16 protein-coding genes and 4 pseudogenes are annotated in these 17,328 nt (G+C 70.0%); 11 read left to right on the top strand and 9 right to left on the bottom strand.

Translation table 11 applies throughout. The features are described 5' to 3' along the window. Positions 1-63: 63 nt before the first annotated feature. Together ACFW6P_RS10145 and ACFW6P_RS10140 are read right to left on the bottom strand one after the other, a co-directional pair. Entirely contained in the window at positions 64-267 is a 204-nt protein-coding gene (locus ACFW6P_RS10145; RefSeq protein WP_055495910.1) for a cold-shock protein, read from the bottom strand. Positions 268-511: 244 nt separating this feature from the next. After that, entirely contained in the window at positions 512-850 is a 339-nt protein-coding gene (locus ACFW6P_RS10140) for a MerR family transcriptional regulator (protein WP_386357899.1), read from the bottom strand. A 1,251-nt stretch (positions 851-2,101) separates the two neighbouring features. Here ACFW6P_RS10140 and ACFW6P_RS10135 point away from each other — a divergent pair. Next, a pseudogene (locus tag ACFW6P_RS10135) lies at positions 2,102-2,478 on the top strand (ATP-binding protein); the annotation flags it as partial. A gap of 37 nt (positions 2,479-2,515) precedes the next feature. Then, positions 2,516-2,876: pseudogene (locus ACFW6P_RS10130) on the top strand (hypothetical protein); the annotation flags it as partial. A 104-nt stretch (positions 2,877-2,980) separates the two neighbouring features. Here ACFW6P_RS10130 and ACFW6P_RS10125 read toward each other — a convergent pair. From ACFW6P_RS10125 to ACFW6P_RS10105, 5 genes are all read right to left on the bottom strand, one after another. Next, positions 2,981-3,289: an SCO5918 family protein gene (locus ACFW6P_RS10125; protein ID WP_386357901.1), complete on the bottom strand. Its 309-nt coding sequence runs from the start codon at positions 3,287-3,289 to the stop codon at positions 2,981-2,983. A gap of 55 nt (positions 3,290-3,344) precedes the next feature. After that, complete coding sequence (locus ACFW6P_RS10120) at positions 3,345-3,749, bottom strand: CBS domain-containing protein (RefSeq protein ID WP_386357903.1); 405 nt, start codon at positions 3,747-3,749, stop codon at positions 3,345-3,347. 45 nt (positions 3,750-3,794) lie between these two features. Beyond that, positions 3,795-5,288, bottom strand: a complete 1,494-nt coding sequence (locus ACFW6P_RS10115) for a DEAD/DEAH box helicase (RefSeq protein WP_386357905.1) — start codon at positions 5,286-5,288, stop codon at positions 3,795-3,797. Positions 5,289-5,625: 337 nt separating this feature from the next. Then, entirely contained in the window at positions 5,626-5,829 is a 204-nt protein-coding gene (locus ACFW6P_RS10110) for a cold-shock protein (RefSeq protein ID WP_023586116.1), read from the bottom strand. Positions 5,830-6,472: 643 nt separating this feature from the next. Further along, positions 6,473-7,177 carry a LysR substrate-binding domain-containing protein gene (locus ACFW6P_RS10105; RefSeq protein ID WP_386423374.1) on the bottom strand — a complete coding sequence of 235 codons (705 nt, stop codon included), beginning with the start codon at positions 7,175-7,177 and terminating at the stop codon, positions 6,473-6,475. Positions 7,178-7,448: 271 nt separating this feature from the next. Between ACFW6P_RS10105 and ACFW6P_RS10100 the strand changes: the two are divergent. The 4 genes and pseudogenes from ACFW6P_RS10100 to ACFW6P_RS10085 form a co-directional block, all read left to right on the top strand. Next, positions 7,449-7,546, top strand: a pseudogene (locus ACFW6P_RS10100) (3-oxoadipate enol-lactone hydrolase); the annotation flags it as partial. Between the two features lie 826 nt (positions 7,547-8,372). Then, entirely contained in the window at positions 8,373-9,080 is a 708-nt protein-coding gene (locus ACFW6P_RS10095) for a hypothetical protein (protein ID WP_386423372.1), read from the top strand. A 52-nt stretch (positions 9,081-9,132) separates the two neighbouring features. Then, positions 9,133-9,498 (top strand): phage holin family protein, encoded by a 366-nt coding sequence (locus tag ACFW6P_RS10090; RefSeq protein WP_386423371.1) that lies wholly within the window; start codon positions 9,133-9,135, stop codon positions 9,496-9,498. Further along, positions 9,474-10,139: a DUF3618 domain-containing protein gene (locus tag ACFW6P_RS10085; RefSeq protein ID WP_386423370.1), complete on the top strand. Its 666-nt coding sequence runs from the start codon at positions 9,474-9,476 to the stop codon at positions 10,137-10,139. The genes ACFW6P_RS10090 and ACFW6P_RS10085 overlap by 25 nt, the downstream gene beginning before the upstream one ends. Before the next feature lie 431 nt (positions 10,140-10,570). Here ACFW6P_RS10085 and ACFW6P_RS10080 read toward each other — a convergent pair whose 3' ends face one another. Beyond that, entirely contained in the window at positions 10,571-11,302 is a 732-nt protein-coding gene (locus ACFW6P_RS10080) for a hemerythrin domain-containing protein (protein WP_386423414.1), read from the bottom strand. Here ACFW6P_RS10080 and ACFW6P_RS10075 point away from each other — a divergent pair. The 5 genes from ACFW6P_RS10075 (at position 11,301) to ACFW6P_RS10055 (ending at position 16,045) form a co-directional block, all read left to right on the top strand. After that, positions 11,301-11,846, top strand: a complete 546-nt coding sequence (locus tag ACFW6P_RS10075) for a hypothetical protein (RefSeq protein WP_386423368.1) — start codon at positions 11,301-11,303, stop codon at positions 11,844-11,846. The two genes, ACFW6P_RS10080 and ACFW6P_RS10075, sit on opposite strands and share 2 nt — an antisense overlap. Positions 11,847-11,915: 69 nt before the next feature. Beyond that, a protein-coding gene (locus tag ACFW6P_RS10070) for an IS3 family transposase (RefSeq protein WP_386423366.1) occupies positions 11,916-13,207 on the top strand; the annotation gives its coding sequence in 2 pieces (ribosomal slippage) (positions 11,916-12,198 and positions 12,198-13,207; 1,293 coding nt in all). Positions 13,208-13,239: 32 nt separating this feature from the next. Further along, positions 13,240-14,550, top strand: coding sequence for a 4-carboxymuconolactone decarboxylase (pcaC, locus tag ACFW6P_RS10065; RefSeq protein ID WP_386354698.1), 1,311 nt, complete (start codon positions 13,240-13,242; stop codon positions 14,548-14,550). 34 nt (positions 14,551-14,584) lie between these two features. Beyond that, a complete protein-coding gene (locus ACFW6P_RS10060; RefSeq protein ID WP_386354701.1) occupies positions 14,585-15,220 on the top strand; it encodes an MBL fold metallo-hydrolase in 636 nt (211 codons plus the stop codon). A 45-nt stretch (positions 15,221-15,265) separates the two neighbouring features. Continuing rightward, positions 15,266-16,045, top strand: coding sequence for an exodeoxyribonuclease III (locus ACFW6P_RS10055; RefSeq protein WP_386354704.1), 780 nt, complete (start codon positions 15,266-15,268; stop codon positions 16,043-16,045). Between the two features lie 34 nt (positions 16,046-16,079). Here ACFW6P_RS10055 and ACFW6P_RS10050 read toward each other — a convergent pair. Next, positions 16,080-17,217, bottom strand: a pseudogene (locus ACFW6P_RS10050) (SGNH/GDSL hydrolase family protein); the annotation flags it as partial. Positions 17,218-17,328: the final 111 nt, after the last annotated feature.

The following is a 17,328-nucleotide window of genomic DNA, read 5'->3' as shown; positions in this document are numbered from 1 at the left end:
AGGGCCCGCAGGGCGGCGGCCACCTGGACGCGGCGTGCGTGATCTCTCGGGTAGGTCCTGAGGTCAGACCAGGTTGATGTTCTCGGCCTGCGGACCCTTCTGGCCCTGGGTGACGTCGAACGTCACGGCCTGGCCCTCCTGGAGCTCACGAAAGCCTGTGGAGTTGATCGCGGAGTAGTGCGCGAAGACGTCCGGGCCGCCGCCGTCCTGGGCGATGAAGCCGAAGCCCTTCTCCGCGTTGAACCACTTCACAGTTCCCGTTGCCATGTCTCATGCCTTCCAGCCGATGAACGTCTCCCACTCCCTGTGGCAGACGGAGGTGATCGCCCTGGTCCCTGCGGCACACCACAGCAAAACACCCACACCATAGGCGTGGGCAGGAGGGAATTCCGAACCACGACAGCTGACGCAGACGTTACACGCCCACACACCGCGTGACCACAGGAAATGATCACAGCCGCACACGGGACCGTGCGCGCGGTGCCCGCCGACGCTGACGGGCACGCTCATCTCACGCGGCTGCCGTCGGGGTCGCTGACTCGGCGGCGCGGCGATATTCGGCGTTGATGCGCTGGGCTTCCTCGAGCTGGTCTTCGAGGACGATGATCCGGCAGGCGGCCTCGATGGGGGTCCCGTGATCGACGAGTTCCCGGGCGCGGGCAGCGATGCGCAGCTGGTAGCGGGAGTAGCGGCGGTGGCCGCCTGCGGAGCGGAGGGGGGTGATGAGGCGGGCTTCGCCGATGGCACGGAGGAAGCCCTGTGTGGTACCGAGCAGTTCAGCGGCCCGGCCCATGGTGTAGGCGGGGTAATCGTCGTCATCGAGACGGCCGAACGTGTCGTCTGCTGTCATTGCACCTCTCTGCGGAACGCGTGGAGGGGCCCTGACGCCGTACTGGCACCAGGGCCCCGAAGGAACTACTACACCATCTGCCGGCCCCGATACTGCACCGGCCCTCTGTTTCCGCGGACCCGACCCAGAAGCTGTCGGGGGCGCGGGGATCGCTCTTGCCTGACCGGAGACCACCTCACTATCGATGTCCTGCGGTACCCGGGTCCATGACTTCCACCCGGGCGATCCTGATGGCGCTCAGCTCCTCCGTTCTTCCCTCTTGAGCAACTACTCACTAACGGAAACCAGGAACTACTGGTACCGCAAACTGCTGGTGGCCTCGAACAGCGCCACCCTTCGACAGCCAGCCCCGTCGCCCGTCCTGCGTCTGCTCGGGCTTAGAACCCCACTGCCGAACCTCCCGGTGCGCGCGCCAGCAGCCGACGCCTTCACCGAGGCACTGCTCACTGACTTCACTGCTGTGTACTGCGAACCTTCACTTACTGGTAATGCCACTGCGGTACTGCTCATGGCGGCCCCTGATCACTGCGGGCCGCCCGGTCCGGTCGTCAGTCCCGTCGCCGTCCTGCAACCGCTCTGGCTTCGGAACTCCACCACCGCACCGTCCTGCGAACTGCAACTGCGTACCACTGCCCGGCAGTTCATCTCTCCGGGCCTTGCTCGATCTCGGCTACGAGAGAAACCATAACCACACTGCCGACGAAAGTCTACTCCGGCTGGCATAGATTTCCACGTGCTCGAAGATGAGGTAGTCCGTCCCGACCAGTCTGCCTCGACCAGTCGATGGATGGTTCAGGCCGCTTCGGGGTTCAGTCCGGCGCGCAGGGACCCTCGCCGCGCAGCACGTCGGGCTGATCGTGACGTCGCCGACTGCGCCGCGGCTACCGTCGGCGGGCACCGGCCAACGCTGCGTCTCGTGGGGCACTCCACCGGCCGGGACGGAGTCTCCGCCCGTGGCGCCCCCGCAGGACGGCCGCTGACGAGCGTGGCAGGAGGCCCCGCGCCGCCCTCGGCGATCCCGGGATGATCGAGCAACTCGCGGCGAACCGGCACGGCCCCTGACGCGAGCAGACCGCGGGCTGCTGAGACACGGGCTCACGGCAGCAGGTGCCGCCATGCATCGACTGTGGTCCTCCGTCCCCTTCAGGCGAGCACTGTGGCTCTGCGGGGTTGGCGGGTGGAGGGGCGGTGCACAGGGGCTGGGTAGGCACGGGCAGAGGCATGGACTATGCGGAGACCGGGGTGACCCTGATGATCACGGTGAGTGCCAGCGCCGCAGCCGTCCGTTCCACGACAGCCATCGCCGGCGCACGGATACGAGCCTTCCTCGAAGGTTTGCAGCAGCCGGCCGTTGCCCCTGACGCGGGGACAGCCTGGTCGTGTCCGAGCCGGTCACCAAGGCCCTGCGCTACGGTGGGGGCCGCTGCACACTGGAACTGACTGCGCACCCCACACCATCGAGGTCGCCGTTCACGATCCCAGTCGGCATGTGCCGCGCATGCGCACCCCTGACCTGAACGGCGGCACCGTGGGCTTCGGCTGGCCTATGGTCACCCGCCTCGCCCACGCCACGGCGGTCACCCGCCCGGGCCTCCGGCGGCAAGACCGTGAGCGCCTTCCTTGCTCGGTGGCGTCACCGCTCAAGCAGCCGCATGGCCGGCGAATATGGTCCGCCTCACGCCGTCTGACGAGTTGCCGGTTGACGTTGCCGCCCTGGTGAAGTCAGCCCAGAGCAACCAGATGCGTGGCCACCGGTGGCGCTGACATCACCGGTCGGTTGGCTGCCGAAGCGGTGTGGAGGCAGAGGGTGTCGGATGTACTGAGGGAATCCGCCCGCTTGGGCGAGTTCGCCGCCGTCTTCGACGCCCTCGCGAAGGACGACGAGCAGCCGGCGCATCTGCACCTTCATGTCGCCCGGATCCTCCAGGGCAGCACGGCGGGAATCCCGGAGACGGGCGGGATGTACCGGGTTGCTATCGAGGACGCCGGCGCCTGGACCGTGGGCGCCTCCGGCTGTTCCGACCACTGGGCGACGGCGACGGGAGCCGGCTGCACGCAGTGTGGGCCCGACGGGTGTACCGGTCGGGCCCACACTGCTGGTCAGGTCTCGGCTCGTGTCTGTCTACCGGGTCAGACCGTGAGAGGGGTGCCGAGCATCGCGGAGGCGCGCTGCATCGGGCTGAGCATGTCCAGGGGCGCTGCCACGGGGACGGCGCGGCAGGTGAAGCCGAGCTGAGTCATGGCCCGCAGGACTTCGGCGGCGCTGAAGTCACGGCGGTCCTGGCGGGTGATGACCTGGCCGACCTGCTTGACGGGGTAGTGGCGGCGGCCGATGATCACCGATTCGCCGGTGACCGGTTCGGGCTTGATGCCCTTCATCGATTCCAGCACGCCGCCCTTGGTGAGCTCGAAGGGGAAGCGGGCGATGACGCAGCGCATGTGGCCTCACAGAGAGAAGGGAGGGAAGGAACGGTCCGACCAGGGGGGAGGTGTTTCAGCGGGAGAGGGCGAGGATGCCCAGGGCACTGCCTGGCGCGTCGACCACCGGCAGGACACCGAGCCGACGGGTGCGCATCGCGTGGTGGGCTTCGGCCATCGTGGTCACGGGTGAGGCGAACGAGCCGTGGTCGCCGAGGATGTCGCGCAGGCGGACACGGTCCGTGTAGTCGGAGCTGTCGCGGACGGCGGCGAGTCCGGTCCGGATGACCAGGCCGGTGCACTGGCCGTCCTGGTCGCAGACGACCAGTCGGACCGTGCGGGCGGCGGCCATGACGGCCAGCGCCACCTCGACGCTCATGTCGTCACAGGCGTGCGGTCCGGCCGCGTCCATGACCTCCACCGCCGGCCCGTGCACGGAGTCGGCGTCCGCCGGGCGGTGCCGTGTCTGAACCAGCGTCACAAGGTGCCTCCTGCAGAGATGGGCGGGCTTCCCGGCCAGAGAGTTCTAGGCCGCCGCACCGAAGCCGGGCTGACGTACGGGGGTGCGCCTGGTCGCCGAGGCGGGGCGGCGCCGGCCTCGGGAGGTGGTGCTGCGCTTGGGACGTTCGACCACCGGTGCGGTGATGACGACCGGGATGCCGGACGGGGCCTGGGCGCCGGTGATCCGGCTCAGCGCCTCGTCGCCCGAGCGGATCTGGGTGGTCTGCGGCCGGATTCCGGCGTCCGACATCAGACGGACCATGCCTCGGCGCTGGTTCGGTGTGACCAGGGTGACGACGCTGCCGGACTCGCCGGCGCGGGCGGTACGACCGCCGCGGTGGAGGTAGTCCTTGTGGTCGGTCGGCGGATCGACGTTGACGACGAGGTCGAGGTTGTCGACGTGGATGCCGCGCGCCGCGACGTTGGTCGCCACCAGCACGGTGACGTGCCCCGTCTTGAACTGCGCCAGCGTGCGGGTGCGCTGCGGCTGCGACTTGCCACCGTGCAGCGCGGCGGCACGCACCCCGCTGTTGAGCAGGTCCTGGGTCAGCCGGTCGACAGCGTGCTTGGTGTCCAGGAACATGATCACGCGGCCGTCGCGGGCGGCGATCTCGGTCGTGGCGGCGTGCTTGTCGGCGCCGTGGACGTGCAGGACGTGGTGCTCCATCGTCGTGACCGCACCGGCCGAAGGGTCGACCGAATGCACGACGGGGTCGGTCAGATAGCGGCGAACCAGCAGGTCGACGTTACGGTCCAAGGTGGCCGAGAACAGCATCCGCTGCCCCTCCGGACGCACCTGGTCGAGCAGCGCGGTGACCTGCGGCATGAAACCCATGTCGGCCATCTGGTCGGCCTCGTCCAGCACCGTGATGCCCACGTGGTTGAGTCGGCAGTCGCCACGGTCGATGAGGTCCTTGAGCCGTCCGGGTGTCGCGACGACGACCTCGGCTCCGCCGCGCAGCGCACTGGCTTGCCTGCCGATCGACATGCCGCCCACCACCGTGGCCAGCCGCAGCCGCAGGGAGCGGGCGTACGGGGTCAGCGCGTCGGTCACCTGCTGCGCCAGCTCACGCGTGGGTACGAGGATCAGCCCCAGTGGCTGACGGGGCTCGGCACGCTGTCCAGCGGTGCGGGCGAGCAGGGCGAGGCCGAAGGCCAGGGTCTTGCCGGAACCGGTGCGCCCGCGGCCCAGCACGTCACGGCCCGCCAGGGAGTTCGGCAGCGTCGCTCCCTGGATCGGGAACGGTACGGTCACACCCTGCCGTCCGAGTTCGGCCAGGAGCTGCTCGGGCATGTCGAGATCGGCGAAGCCCTCGACGGCGGGCAGCGCGGGGGTGATCGTCATGGGCAGCGCGAACTCACCCTGGGCTGCGGCGGGCCGACGGCCGTAGCCGCCGGAGCGGACGGGGGCGCCGGTACGGCGCGGTGCCTGCGAGCCGTAGCCGCTGCCGCCCCTTCCGGCGTCGGCACGGCCGTCACGGGTGCGGGCGGGGCGGTCGTTCGTGTACGTGCGGTTCATGCGGAACCTTCCTCGATGTGGCACATATCAAGGAATTCCCATGAACGGCACGGAGAATTACAAGTATGGACCGGTGGCAAAAGTATGCAGATCTGCCGGCGAAAACGCCCGTGGGCACGGGTGCTGAAATGGGTGACGCGATCGGGACCTTGCGATCCGGGGGCCGGCTGCGGTGCAGCGCTTCAGGATGCGCCTGCGTCCTGAGGGAGGAGCCGCTTACGGTGGTACTGCGGATTCCTCCGGGTCGTCCCGCGGGTGAAACCGCTGCGGGATACGCGTGCAGCTGGGGCCCGCACCCCGAAGGATGCGGGCCCCAGCTGCAGTCTGTGCGTGACCGTCAGGCCGGAACGATGTTCTCGGCCGTCGGGCCCTTCTGGCCCTGCGCGATGTCGAAGGTCACCTTCTGGCCCTCGAGCAGCTCACGGAAGCCCTGCGCGGCAATGTTCGAGTAGTGGGCGAACACGTCGGCGCCCCCACCGTCCTGCTCGATGAAGCCGAAGCCCTTTTCCGCGTTGAACCACTTCACGGTACCAGCAGCCATGTCATATCTCCTTTGGGGCAGTGCATTGGCATCCGCACCACGCGGACGCCGTGTCGCCGCGATGATTACCCCGCCCGGAAATGACCGGAAAAACAGAAGCGCTCCGACCGGCAGAAGCCTGGTGGGGGCACTTGAAGCTTTGGGAACCACAACTGCAACTGAGAACGACAGTAGCACGCCGGAACGACCCTTGTGCGTTGGACAATTCCGCGCTGCTGCTCGCGCCAAGAACTCCCGCCGCACGGCCCCCCAAAATCTGATCCCTCGGGAACAGATATTGATTCACGCGGAGTTTGACGTCTCAGGAAGAGTTGCCGACCGGCACGCAACGCGACGGCTTGGGAAAAGCCGCTGCCGCGCAGGAAACACAGCTGCGAGACTGTGGGACGGCTATGCGCGGGGGTCAGGGGGCGGCCGTAGCCGGTCATCAGGGCCTCGTGCAGGTCCGGTCGGCCGTGCCAGGCGTCGGACAAGCGGACGAAGTCCCTGATGGCCGGACCGCGTTCGCTGCGCCTTGTATCGGCAGACACCGTGGCCCACGCAGATCGTGTCGCGCTGCACAAGGCCGGAGCCATTCGTGCGTGCCGCGTTGCGGCGATCCATCGTGTCCCTTTTCCTGCACGACCGTGTGACTGAGATCATGTCAGTCGCCGTGGAAAGGGCGCAGGCTGACGGGCTGTGCGGGGGTGTTGCGGGAGGAAAGTTCAGACAGGGCCGCCTGGCGCAGGTGTTCGGCGAGTGACCGCGTCGCCTTCGACGCGGTGCTGTCCTTGACGCCCCAGGCCAGTAGATGGTGGCGGCGAGCCCACGGGTCCTGCAGTTCGCACACGTCGAGGGGCAGGTGAGGGTCGATGGCACGACGTGGTACGACGGCGAGCCCGACGCCGGCGGCGGCGAGGGCGACGAGGACGCTCAGGTTGGCGACGGTGGTGCGGTGGCGCACCACCGGAGCGTGGGGCCCCAGGTGCTTTTCGATCCAGCGGCGCAGCGAGGAGTCGTCGTTGAGCCCGACGAGAGGGTGCTCGGCGGCCTCGCTGTAGGTCAGCGCGGCCCGTCCGGCAAGGATTCCTCCAGTCTGGCCGATCACGACGAGGGAGTCATCGCCGAGGGGCTCCATGCGCAGACCGCAGTCGCGGGCCTCGTCGTCCAGGACGACCCCCAGGTCCGCCTCGCCGTCGGCCAGCATCCGCACGGTCTGTGGGGTGCGGCTCTCGGACACCCTGACATCGATGTCCGGGTGTGCGCGGAGGAACGAGATCAGGGCCTGCGGAACGAGCCGGTGCATCGCGAACCGGCCCGGCGATCTCGAACCCGGTGGTGAAGTCGCGGAGGTTTTCAGGTGCGTCATGCCGATCCTTGGTGACGGCACTACACGCTTTGCTGCAAACCAGACCGTCTGGAAGCCGTGCCGAGGGTGGGAAGCTGTGCGGCGCAGGGATTGGGAGGGTGCGCGAGCCGGGAGGACGCGCTGTCCCCACGGTCGGGCGTGCACATCGAAGAACCCGTACGTGGACCCATGAGGGTCTCGGCGGTGCCGGGCGTGCCGCGCCGCGAGGGCCACGAGCCGCCGGGTTCACCTGGCCGTGTGAGATTTCGTGAGACGTGAGAGGGTCTGAGGCGTGAGTGAGACACCGTCGAACACCCTGCAATACCGCTTTGACGGGCCAGAGAGGCTCCCGTCCTGATCCTGGGTCCCTCCCTGGGTACCACCTGGCACAGGTTGTAGAGACCGTCCAGGGGCGTCTACGCCACTCCAGTGCGGGCATGGAATTGCAGGTCAGAGCTACGTGGTCCGGGAGCGTCTGCGCAGTTGGTGATGGTTGTGTGATACGCGGGTGATACGGCGAGGCTCCGCCCGAGGCCGTCCTGGCGGGATCTCTGCGCGGATCCGTGAGACGGTGAGGCCGCACCGGAGCACTCCGGTGCGGCTTCTCTGGAAGATCGAACGCGCTGGCGCGCACGACGCGGTTGGCAACTCGCGCGGTGCGTGCCTGTCACTCTTTCGGGTGTCTGATTTGCGATCGCACCCGCTCATCCGTCCGTACGAGGGGTACGTGCCCCTCCCAGCGCGATCGGGTCGAGTGAGGGAGCGGGAGCGTGACCGAAGCAGACCGGTTCCGCGGAGGCGGAGCGGGAGCGTGGCCCGGCGCCCGGACGACTCCCGGCGCAGATCGCCAGTCGCCACCAACAGCGCGGGCTTGCGCAGGACTACGTCACGCTCGCTTACCCGGGTCCGGTGCGGAAGCGGGAGAGCTGGCCCCGGCCTTCTGCGTGGCCTGCTCGGCTTCCTGCTCCTGGAGGCCGCACTCCTGCTCCTGGCGCTCGCGTTCGTCAACTTCGGCCTGCTTGGCCTGCTGCTGCGCTGCGACGGCCCGGCTCTGGCAGTCCTGGTGTAGTTGCGGGTGCGACTCGGTCTGCGCTGCCGGCGACCATCCGCCGATTCACGCGTTTCTCGCAAATAAGTGTGAATGCTCTCTAAGCAGTCACTCGGGGGGAAGCACCCCGTGAGAGCCATGGGGCTGGCGCGTTGAGGAGAGTTGCTGATGAGTGAGTCGGTACATGACGGGGGCGAAAGGCTGCAGCAGGCCGGGCAGACAGCCATGGCCGAGACGTCGGCGACCGCCGATCAAGCCAGACAGGCCACGGGCCAGGTGGCATCTACCGCCGTCCAGCACGCGAAGGAGGTCGCGGACGAGGCACGGCAGCAGGCCGGCTCAGTCGTGCAGGACCTGCGCAGCCGTGTCATGAACGAAGGTGAAGCACAGACCAGGCGGGCCGCGGGAGCGTTGCGGGAGTGGGCACAGGACCTTGCTGAGCTCGCGGAGAACGCTCCGGGCGACTCGCCCGCCCGCAGCGTCGTGTCACAGGTTGCCGACCGCGGACATCGGGCGGCCGACTACGTGGACAAGCAAGGGGTCGAAGGCATCGTCGGCGACCTTCAGAGATTCGCCCGTCGGCGCCCTGGATTGTTCTTGGGCGGGGCGTTGCTGGCCGGGCTGGCCGTGGGGCGTCTGGGGAAGGTGGCAGGCAAGGCCGCGCAGTCCGGCGACGGCGGGCAGGAGCAGTCCGCGGGAGGGGTGCCGACGGAATACTCGGCCGAGCCTGACATGCCGACGCCACCGCCGGGGGCCGGTCAGTGGACACCACCGCAACCGGTGTCGCCGCCGGCCGCGCCGTACACGCCGCCGCCCGTGCCGCCCACGAGTCCGGCTGCTGGTGACATGCCGGCGCCTCCGCATCCGGGGGTGTGAGATGTCCTCGATCCAGCCGAACCGCGGCGGCTCCTACGGTGGGGACCGTTCCGTGGGTGAGCTGCTGTCTCAGGTGACCTCGGACGTCCAGACCCTCTTCCGTCAGGAGGTCGAGCTGGCCAAGACCGAGGTCCGGCAGGAAGCGACCAAGGCCGGCAAGGCGGCAGGCATGTACGGCGGTGCCGGGTTCGCCGGCTACATGACCCTGCTTTTTCTGTCTCTGGCCGCCGTCCTCGGACTGGCCAACGTGATGGACGCCGGCTGGGCCGCACTGATCGTCACCGCCGTATGGGCCGTGGTGGCAGCCGTGCTCTATGCGCGGGGCCGCGCCAGGATGCGCACCGTCTCCCCCACGCCCGAGAAGACCGTCGAAACGATGAAGGAGAACGCGCAATGGGCACGTCACCCGACCAGCTGAGAGCGGACATCGACGCCACCCGCGACCGCCTGTCCACCGATGTGAACCGGCTCGCCGACCGGGCCAGCCCCCGCCAGATCGTCCGCCGCCGCACTGACCGGGTACGAGACAGGGTCACCGGCCTGCGGGAGCGGGTCATGGGCTCCGCCTCCGACACCGCACAAAGCCTCGCCGGCAACGCTCAGTCGGCAACCGGTTCCCTGCAGGAAAGCGCCGGGCAGGCCACCGGCGCTGCCCGCGACGCGGCCCAGCAGGCCGGTGAAGCGGTCAGGCAGGCGCCCGAACAGGCCATGCGACAGACACTAGGGCATCCACTGGCCGCCGGTCTGATCGCCTTCGGCACCGGGGTGCTGGCCTCTTCCCTGCTGCCGACTTCGCAGAGCGAACAGCAGGCAGCCTCCGGCCTGATGGGACAAGGTCAAGAAGTCCTCGAACCGGTGAAGCAGGCCGCGCTCGAGTCCGCGCAGAACCTGAAGGAAGGCACCCAAGAGGCAGCAAAGAGCGCGGCGGAGGAAGTGAAGGACACCGCTGGCCAGGCCGTCCGCGCCACCCAGGAAGAAGCGCGCGATCAGGCCGGCACCGTCGCCGATCAGGCCCGCGACTCCGCCCACCACATCACCGACCAGAGCCGGCAACAGTGAGTGCTCGCGCACCGACACGACGGCTACAGCTCCCTTTCAGCAATCCACCAGTAACAGCGGTGGCCGGCGACTGCGTGGCCGCACTGGCTGGAACAGGCCGGGCGCGAGGCGGTCCTGGTGCCGGGGGACCCGGCAGATCCTCCTAGTGCCGCGAGGTGGGAGACGTCCGTCGAGCACCAGCCCTGGCCGCTGCGCGCGGCCTGACAGCGACCGGGTCACTTCCGCGGGCGGCGACAAACAACTTGCCACCGGGACTCCGGCCATCGCGCGGCCGAGTGATCGAGTCCGGGGCTCGTTTCTGCCGGACCGATCTTCCGAGGGGCTCATGGAGCCGACAGCCGACAGCCGACAGCCGAGTGCCGGAGCCGAGTGTCGGCTGCTGTGCGGCGACGCCCACGTGGGCGACAGCGAGCAGTCCGGCGTGGGCGCGATCACCTTCCTCGTCGTAACCCGGAGCTGCCGATGCCCAGAGCGTCTCGCACCCGGTCGTAGACGCTCAGCGGTACACCCGGCAGGGCCTTCCCGGGAGGCCGGCGGGGGATGACGGGGTGCGGATGTGTCGGGGCGGTCTGTCGTACCGCCGCCCAGGTCATGCCGAGTTTGCGCAGCCGGGCGGTGTCCACCGCGTCCTGCAACCGGGGGAGGAGAAGGTCTTCCTCGTCCCTGATGTCCTGCCGTATCAGGGCGAAGGCCCGCCGCACCTTGTCCTCACGTTCTGGATCGCCGGCGGGAAGGCGCTCGATGTCCGCGACGAGATCGTTGATCTGCTGATGTTCTTCCTCGACCCGGGCCGTCAGTTCCTCGCCGTCCGGGACCGAGGCCCGTACGGCGGGCCACAGCACCGTCTCCTCTGCGAAGGCGTGGCTGAAGACCAGTTGGACGACCTGCTTCAGGACCCGTTCGCGCTGGTGGAGGTCGTCGAGGGTCAGGTACTGGTCCATCAGCCGGTCCATCTCCTGGTGCTCACGGCGTTGCCGCACCAGGACGCTGTTGCCTCCCCCCAGCTCCTCGACGGTCTGGTCCTTGGTGATCGGAGCGTGGGCGGAATCCCCCGGGCAGAGGCGGTCTGCGACCGAGGCCGATCGGCTTCTCCGGGCGTCCGCTTGGTGCGGGGCACCGACCACCCGGGTGAAGGCGGTCGTAGCGGGTACTCGCCGGGACATGCTCAAGCGCGCACTGTGGCAGGGACTGCTCGCCGGCACCGCCGGGGGAGTCGTGATGACCTTCGGTGAGAAGATCGAGCAGGCCGTCACCGGCCGCCCCGACTCCCATGTGCCCGCACGGGTTCTCCAGCGGCTGACCGGCCTGCCTGAACGTTCCGGCAGACAGCCGCTGCCGGTCAACTGGGCCATGCACTACGGCCAGGCGGCCCTTCTCGGAGTGCTGCGGTCGGTCATGGCGCAGACCGGACTGCGCGGACCGATCGCCTCCGCCAAGTTCACCGTCGTCCGCATCACCAACGACCAGATCCTGGAAAACGCGACCGGCGTCGGCGCCCCACCGGCCACCTGGCCCCGCCAGGAGCTCGCCGTGGACCTTCTCCACAAGGCCGTCTACGCCTTCACCACCGGCCCCGTCGCCGACGCCCTCGCCGCCCGCAGTGGGCCCGGCCCCGGGCAGCGCCACGCTGCCGCCCGCCCCGGCCGCCACGCCGGCTTCGGCCCCCTGCCCCGCGGAGACGCCTACGGAGCAGACGGCGGAAAGTGAGTGGGCGTCGAGTGGTCCCTGAACCGCTCCGGGTCTGATGGAGGCTCGATTCCCTGAGAGGATCGAGCCATGGCACGTCCGTCCCCCTCTCCTGCTGAGCTGCGTGAGCGTGCGGTGCGCATGGTCGCGGAGGTCCGCCCGAATTACCCGACCGAGTGGGCCGCGATGAAGGCGGTCGCCGCGAAGCTCGGGATCGGTGCTGCTGAGACGGTGCGGACCTGGGTCCGCAAAGCCGAAGTCGATGCCGGCCGGCGCCCGGGCGTGACTTCGGACGAGGCTGCGGAGATCAAGCGCCTGAAGGCGGAGAACGCCGAACTGCGGCGGGCGAACGAGATCCTCAAGGCGGCTTCGGCTTTCTTCGCGGCCGAGCTCGACCGGCCGTCGAAGCGCTCGTAGCGTTCATCGACGAGTTCAACAAGGTGTTCGGAGTCGAGCCGATCTGCCGGGTCCTGACCAGCCACGGTCTGAAGATCGCGACGAGCACCTATTACGCGGCGAGGAACCGCACATCCAACACCCGAACAGTCCGCGACGCGGAGCTGAAGACGCAGATCAGCCGCGTCCACACGGACAACTTCGGGGTCTACGGGGTCAGGAAGGTCTGGCGGCAGCTGCATCGCGAGGGCATACCGGTGGCCCGCTGCACCGTCGCCCGGCTGATGCGCGATCTGGGCCTGGAGGGCGCCCGGCGAGGGAAGAAGATTCGCACCACCGTCCGGGACGACGGCCATGATCGGGCAGCTGACCTGCTGCAACGCGACTTCACGGCGTCCCGGCCGAACGAGAGATGGGTCGCGGACTTCACCTATGTCGCCACCTGGTCCGGGATTGTCTACGTCGCGTTCGTCGTGGACGTCTTCTCCCGGGCGATCGTGGGCTGGTCCGCCGCCACCAGCAAGCGGGCCAAGCTCGTCCTCGACGTCCTCGACATGGCCTCGTGGTGTCGAGAGCGCGCCGGAACTCCCGCTGGACCGAGGCTCGTTCATCATTCGGATGCCGGCAGCCAATACACGTCGTTCGCGTTCACCGCGCACCTGATCGAAGCGGGTATCGACGCCTCGATCGGCACCGTCGGCGACGCCCTGGACAACGCGCTCATGGAATCCCAGATCGGTCTCTACAAGACCGAGCTGATCAAGCCCCGCAGGCCCTGGCACGGCCTCGCCGACGTCGAACTCGGCACCGCGGAATGGATCGACTGGTTCAGCAACCAGCGCCTCCACACCGCGATCGGGGACATCCCGCCCCACGAGCACGAGACCAACCACAACACAAGCCCCAGCCGGCGGCTGGAGTCAACGCATAAAGCCTCCACCCATCCCGGAGCGGTTCAACCTGCGCAGTCGCAACCCTCGTTATAGGGACAGTCGTGAGACGTGAGAGGGTCTGGGGCGTGAGTGAGACACCACCGAACACCCTGCAATACCGCTTTGACGGGCCGGAAGACGCTCCGGTCCTGATCCTGGGTCCCTCACTGGGTACCACCTGGCACATGTGGGACCGCCAGATCCCCGAACTGGTCAGGCAGTGGCGCGTCTTCCGGTTCGATCTGCCGGGGCACGGCGGCGCGCCCGCGTACCCGGCGGGCTCCGTCTCCGACCTCACGACCCGGCTGCTGGTCACCCTGGAAGGGCTCGGCGTGCAGCGCTTCGGCTACGCGGGCTGCGCGCTGGGCGGCGCGGTCGGCATCGAGCTGGCCCTGCGCCACCCCGAGCGCCTCGCCTCCCTCGCCCTGATCGCGGCCTCGCCGCGCTTCGGCACGGCCGACGAGTTCCGGCAGCGCGGCGTGATCGTCCGCACCAACGGCCTCGACCCCATCGCCCGCACCGCCCCCGAGCGCTGGTTCACCGGCGGGTTCGCCGCCGCGCAGCCCGCGATCACCGAGTGGGCCGTGCAGATGGTGCGCACCACCGACCCCGGCTGCTACATCGCCGCCTGCGAGGCGCTCGCCTCCTTCGACATCCGGACCGAGCTCGGGCGCATCGGCGTGCCCACCCTGGTGCTCGTCGGCTCGGACGACCAGGTCACCGGCCCCGCCGAGGCCCGTACCCTGGTCGCCGGCATCCCCGACGCCCGCCTCGCCGTCGTACCCGGCGCCTCCCACCTGGTACCCGTGGAGCAGCCCGCGGCGGTCACGGACCTGCTCGTGCGGCACTTCTCCACCGCCTGGCAGCCCGCCTTCGAGACCTCCACCGGCCAGATCGCCCTTCCCACGGCCGCCGCCCTCAAGCCGGCCCCGTCACCGGTGTCGGCGCAGCCCTCGCAGACCGGGCCGGTCGCCGAGATCGCCCCCGCCGCCGTGCCGCCGCAACCCGAGGGCCGGCCCGACCCCTACGACGCCGGCATCAAGGTCCGCCGCGAGGTACTCGGCGACGCCCACGTCGACCGGGCGCTGGAGCAGGCCGGCGACTTCTCCGGGGAGTTCCAGGAGTTCCTCACCCGCTACGCCTGGGGCGAGATCTGGGACCGCCCCGGGCTCGACCGCCGCACCCGCAGCTGCATCACCCTCACCGCACTGGTCGCCGGCGGCCACCTCGACGAGCTGGCCTTCCACACCCGGGCCGCCCTGCGTAACGGCCTCACCCCGGACGAGATCAGGGAAGTGCTGCTGCAGACGGCCGTCTACTGCGGCGTACCGGCGGCCAACAGCGCGTTCAAGGTGGCGCAGCAGGTCGTCCTGGAGGAGACCACGCCCCAGGAGTGAGCCCGGGCGCGGGAGCGCGGGGCAGGATGGAGGCATGAAGCTCACGAAGAAGTCGCACTCCTGCGTCCGTCTGGAGAAGGACGGCCGGACCCTCGTCCTCGACCCCGGCGGATTCACCGAGGAGGACGCGGCGCTCGGCGCGGACGCGATCCTGGTGACCCACGAGCACCCCGACCACTTCGACGAGTCCCGGCTGCGCGCCGGGATGGAGGCCAACCCGGCGGCTGAGATCTGGACCCTGAAGGCGGTCGCGGAGAAGATCTCCCCGGCCTTCCCGGGCCGTGTCCACACCGTCGGCCACGGCGACACCTTCACCGCCGCCGGATTCGACGTCCAGGTCCACGGCGAGCTGCACGCGGTGATCCACCCGGACATCCCGCGCATCACCAACGTCGGCTATCTGATCGACGGCGGCCGGGTCTTCCACCCCGGCGACGCCCTCACCGTCCCCGACCGGCGGGTCGAGACGCTGATGCTCCCCGTCATGGCTCCCTGGAACAAGATCAGCGAGGTCATCGACTACGTCCGCGAAGTGCGGCCGCAGCGGGCCTACGACATCCACGACGCCCTGCTCACCGACCTTGCCCGGCCGATCTACGACCGCCAGATCGGGCAGCTCGGCGGCTCCGAGCACCTGCGGCTGACGCCCGGGGACTCCGCCGAGGTCTGACGGGGCCGGGCGGGCTTGTCAGACCCTCCGGGTAGGTTGTGGGACATGCGCATCGCCACCTGGAACGTGAACTCGATCACCGCCCGCCTGCCCCGGCTCCTGGCCTGGCTGGAGAGCAGCGGCACGGACGTGCTGTGCCTCCAGGAGGCCAAGGTCTCCGAGGCGCAGTTCCCGTCGGAGCAGCTGCGCGAGCTGGGCTACGAGGCGGCGGTCCACGCCACCGGCCGGTGGAACGGCGTGGCGGTGCTCTCCCGCGTCGGTGTCGAGGACGTCGTCAAGGGCCTGCCGGGCGACCCCGGCTTCGACGGCTCCGTGGAGCCCCGCGCCATCTCCGCGACCTGCGGCCCGATCCGCGTCTGGTCGGTCTACGTGCCGAACGGCCGCGAGGTCGACCACCCGCACTACGCCTACAAGCTCCAGTGGTTCGACGCCCTCAGGGCCGCCGTCGCCGGTGACGCGGCCGGCAGCCGCCCGTTCGCGGTGATGGGGGACTACAACGTGGCGCCGACGGACGACGACGTCTTCGACCCCGCCGCCTTCGAGGGCTCCACCCACGTCACGGCCGCCGAGCGCGCGGCCCTGGCCTCCCTGCGCGAGGCGGGCCTGTCCGACGTGGTCCCGCGGCCCCTGAAGTACGACCACCCCTTCACGTACTGGGACTACCGCCAGCTCTGCTTCCCGAAGAACCGCGGCATGCGCATCGACCTGGTGTACGGCAACGCGCCGTTCGCCAAGGCGGTCAGCGACGCCTACGTCGACCGCGAGGAGCGCAAGGGCAAGGGCGCGTCGGACCACGCGCCGGTCGTGGTGGACCTCGACGTCTGACCTTCCCGCCCGCGCGGCGGCCCCGGCGCCCCGGCTAGGGCCGCAGCAGCCGCAGGTCCACCGCCCCGGCCAGCGCCGCCAGACCCGCGTCGCCCGGATGCAGATGGTCCCCGCTGTCGTACGCGGGCAGCATGCGGGCCGGACGGTCCGGGTCGCGTACCACGGCGTCGAAGTCCAGGACCCCGTCGAAGACGCCGCCTTCCCTGACCCACTCGTTCACCGCGACGCGCTCGGCGTCGACCGCGGCCGTGCAGCGGGCCTCGCCCTCGCAGGGCAGGATCGTCACGGCGAGCATCCGCACGCCCCGGGCGTGCCCGCGCGCGGCGATCTCCCGCAGCCCGGCGATCACCTGCTGCGCCGAGGCGCCCCAGCGCAGGTCGTTGACGCCCTCGAACACGACCGCCGTACGCGTCGACGGCTGTGCGAGGACGTCCCGGTCGAAGCGGTGCAGAGCGCTCACCCCGGCCGCGTCCGCGGAGACCCCGTCGCCCGGGTAGCGGTCGGTGACCACGCGGTTGCCCGAGGTCCCCTGGTTCGGCACGCCGTAGCGCGGGACGTCGTCCTGCCGCAGCAGCCGGCCGGCCAGGACGTCCGGCCAGCGCCGGTTGGCGTCCACCGTGGACCGGTCGCCGTCGGTGATCGAGTCCCCCAGCAGCACCACCGACCCGGGCCCGCCGCCCACGTCGACCCCGGCGAGCAGCGGCCATGCGGTGATCACCGAGGTATAGGGCGCCGCGGAGGCGTCGGCCGTATGGTCACCCGGCTCGCTGACGTACGACCGCTGCTGAGCCAGCCGGTGCGGAGGCGCCGCCGTCACCGTGCCGGGCAGATGGAAGCTCAGCAGCAGATCGGCGTCGGCGGGCACGGTGAAGCCGAGGGGATCGCTGTGGGCCTGTGCCCCGGCCGGGATCACCACGCCCGCCTCGCCGCCGAACGACAGCGGCACCGGTGCGCCCCGGGAGGCGGCGCCCGAGGCCCGCACCGCCACCGTCGCGCGGCCGATCCGCGCCGGCGCCGCCGCGAAGGTGTTGTCGAACCGCACCCGCACCCGGGGCCCGCCGGCCGAGGTGTGCGCGACCAGCCGCAGTGTGCGGTCCGTCCAGGGCCCCACCGCCGTAGCCGCCCGTGGACGTCGCCCAGCTGCCCGTCCAGCCCCGCGTGGCGGTGCGCACCGGGCCCGTCAACGCGCCCCGCGTGGCGGTGCGCACCGGGCCCGTCAACGCGCCCCGCGTGGCGGTGCGCACCGGGCCCGTCAACGCGCCCCGCGTGGCGGTGCGCACCGG

The sequence above is a fragment of the Streptomyces sp. NPDC058741 genome (genome assembly GCF_042746715.1).
GTDB lineage: Bacteria > Actinomycetota > Actinomycetes > Streptomycetales > Streptomycetaceae > Streptomyces.
Note: the sequence above shows the minus strand (reverse complement) of the source record. Positions and strands in the feature narration are given on the sequence as shown.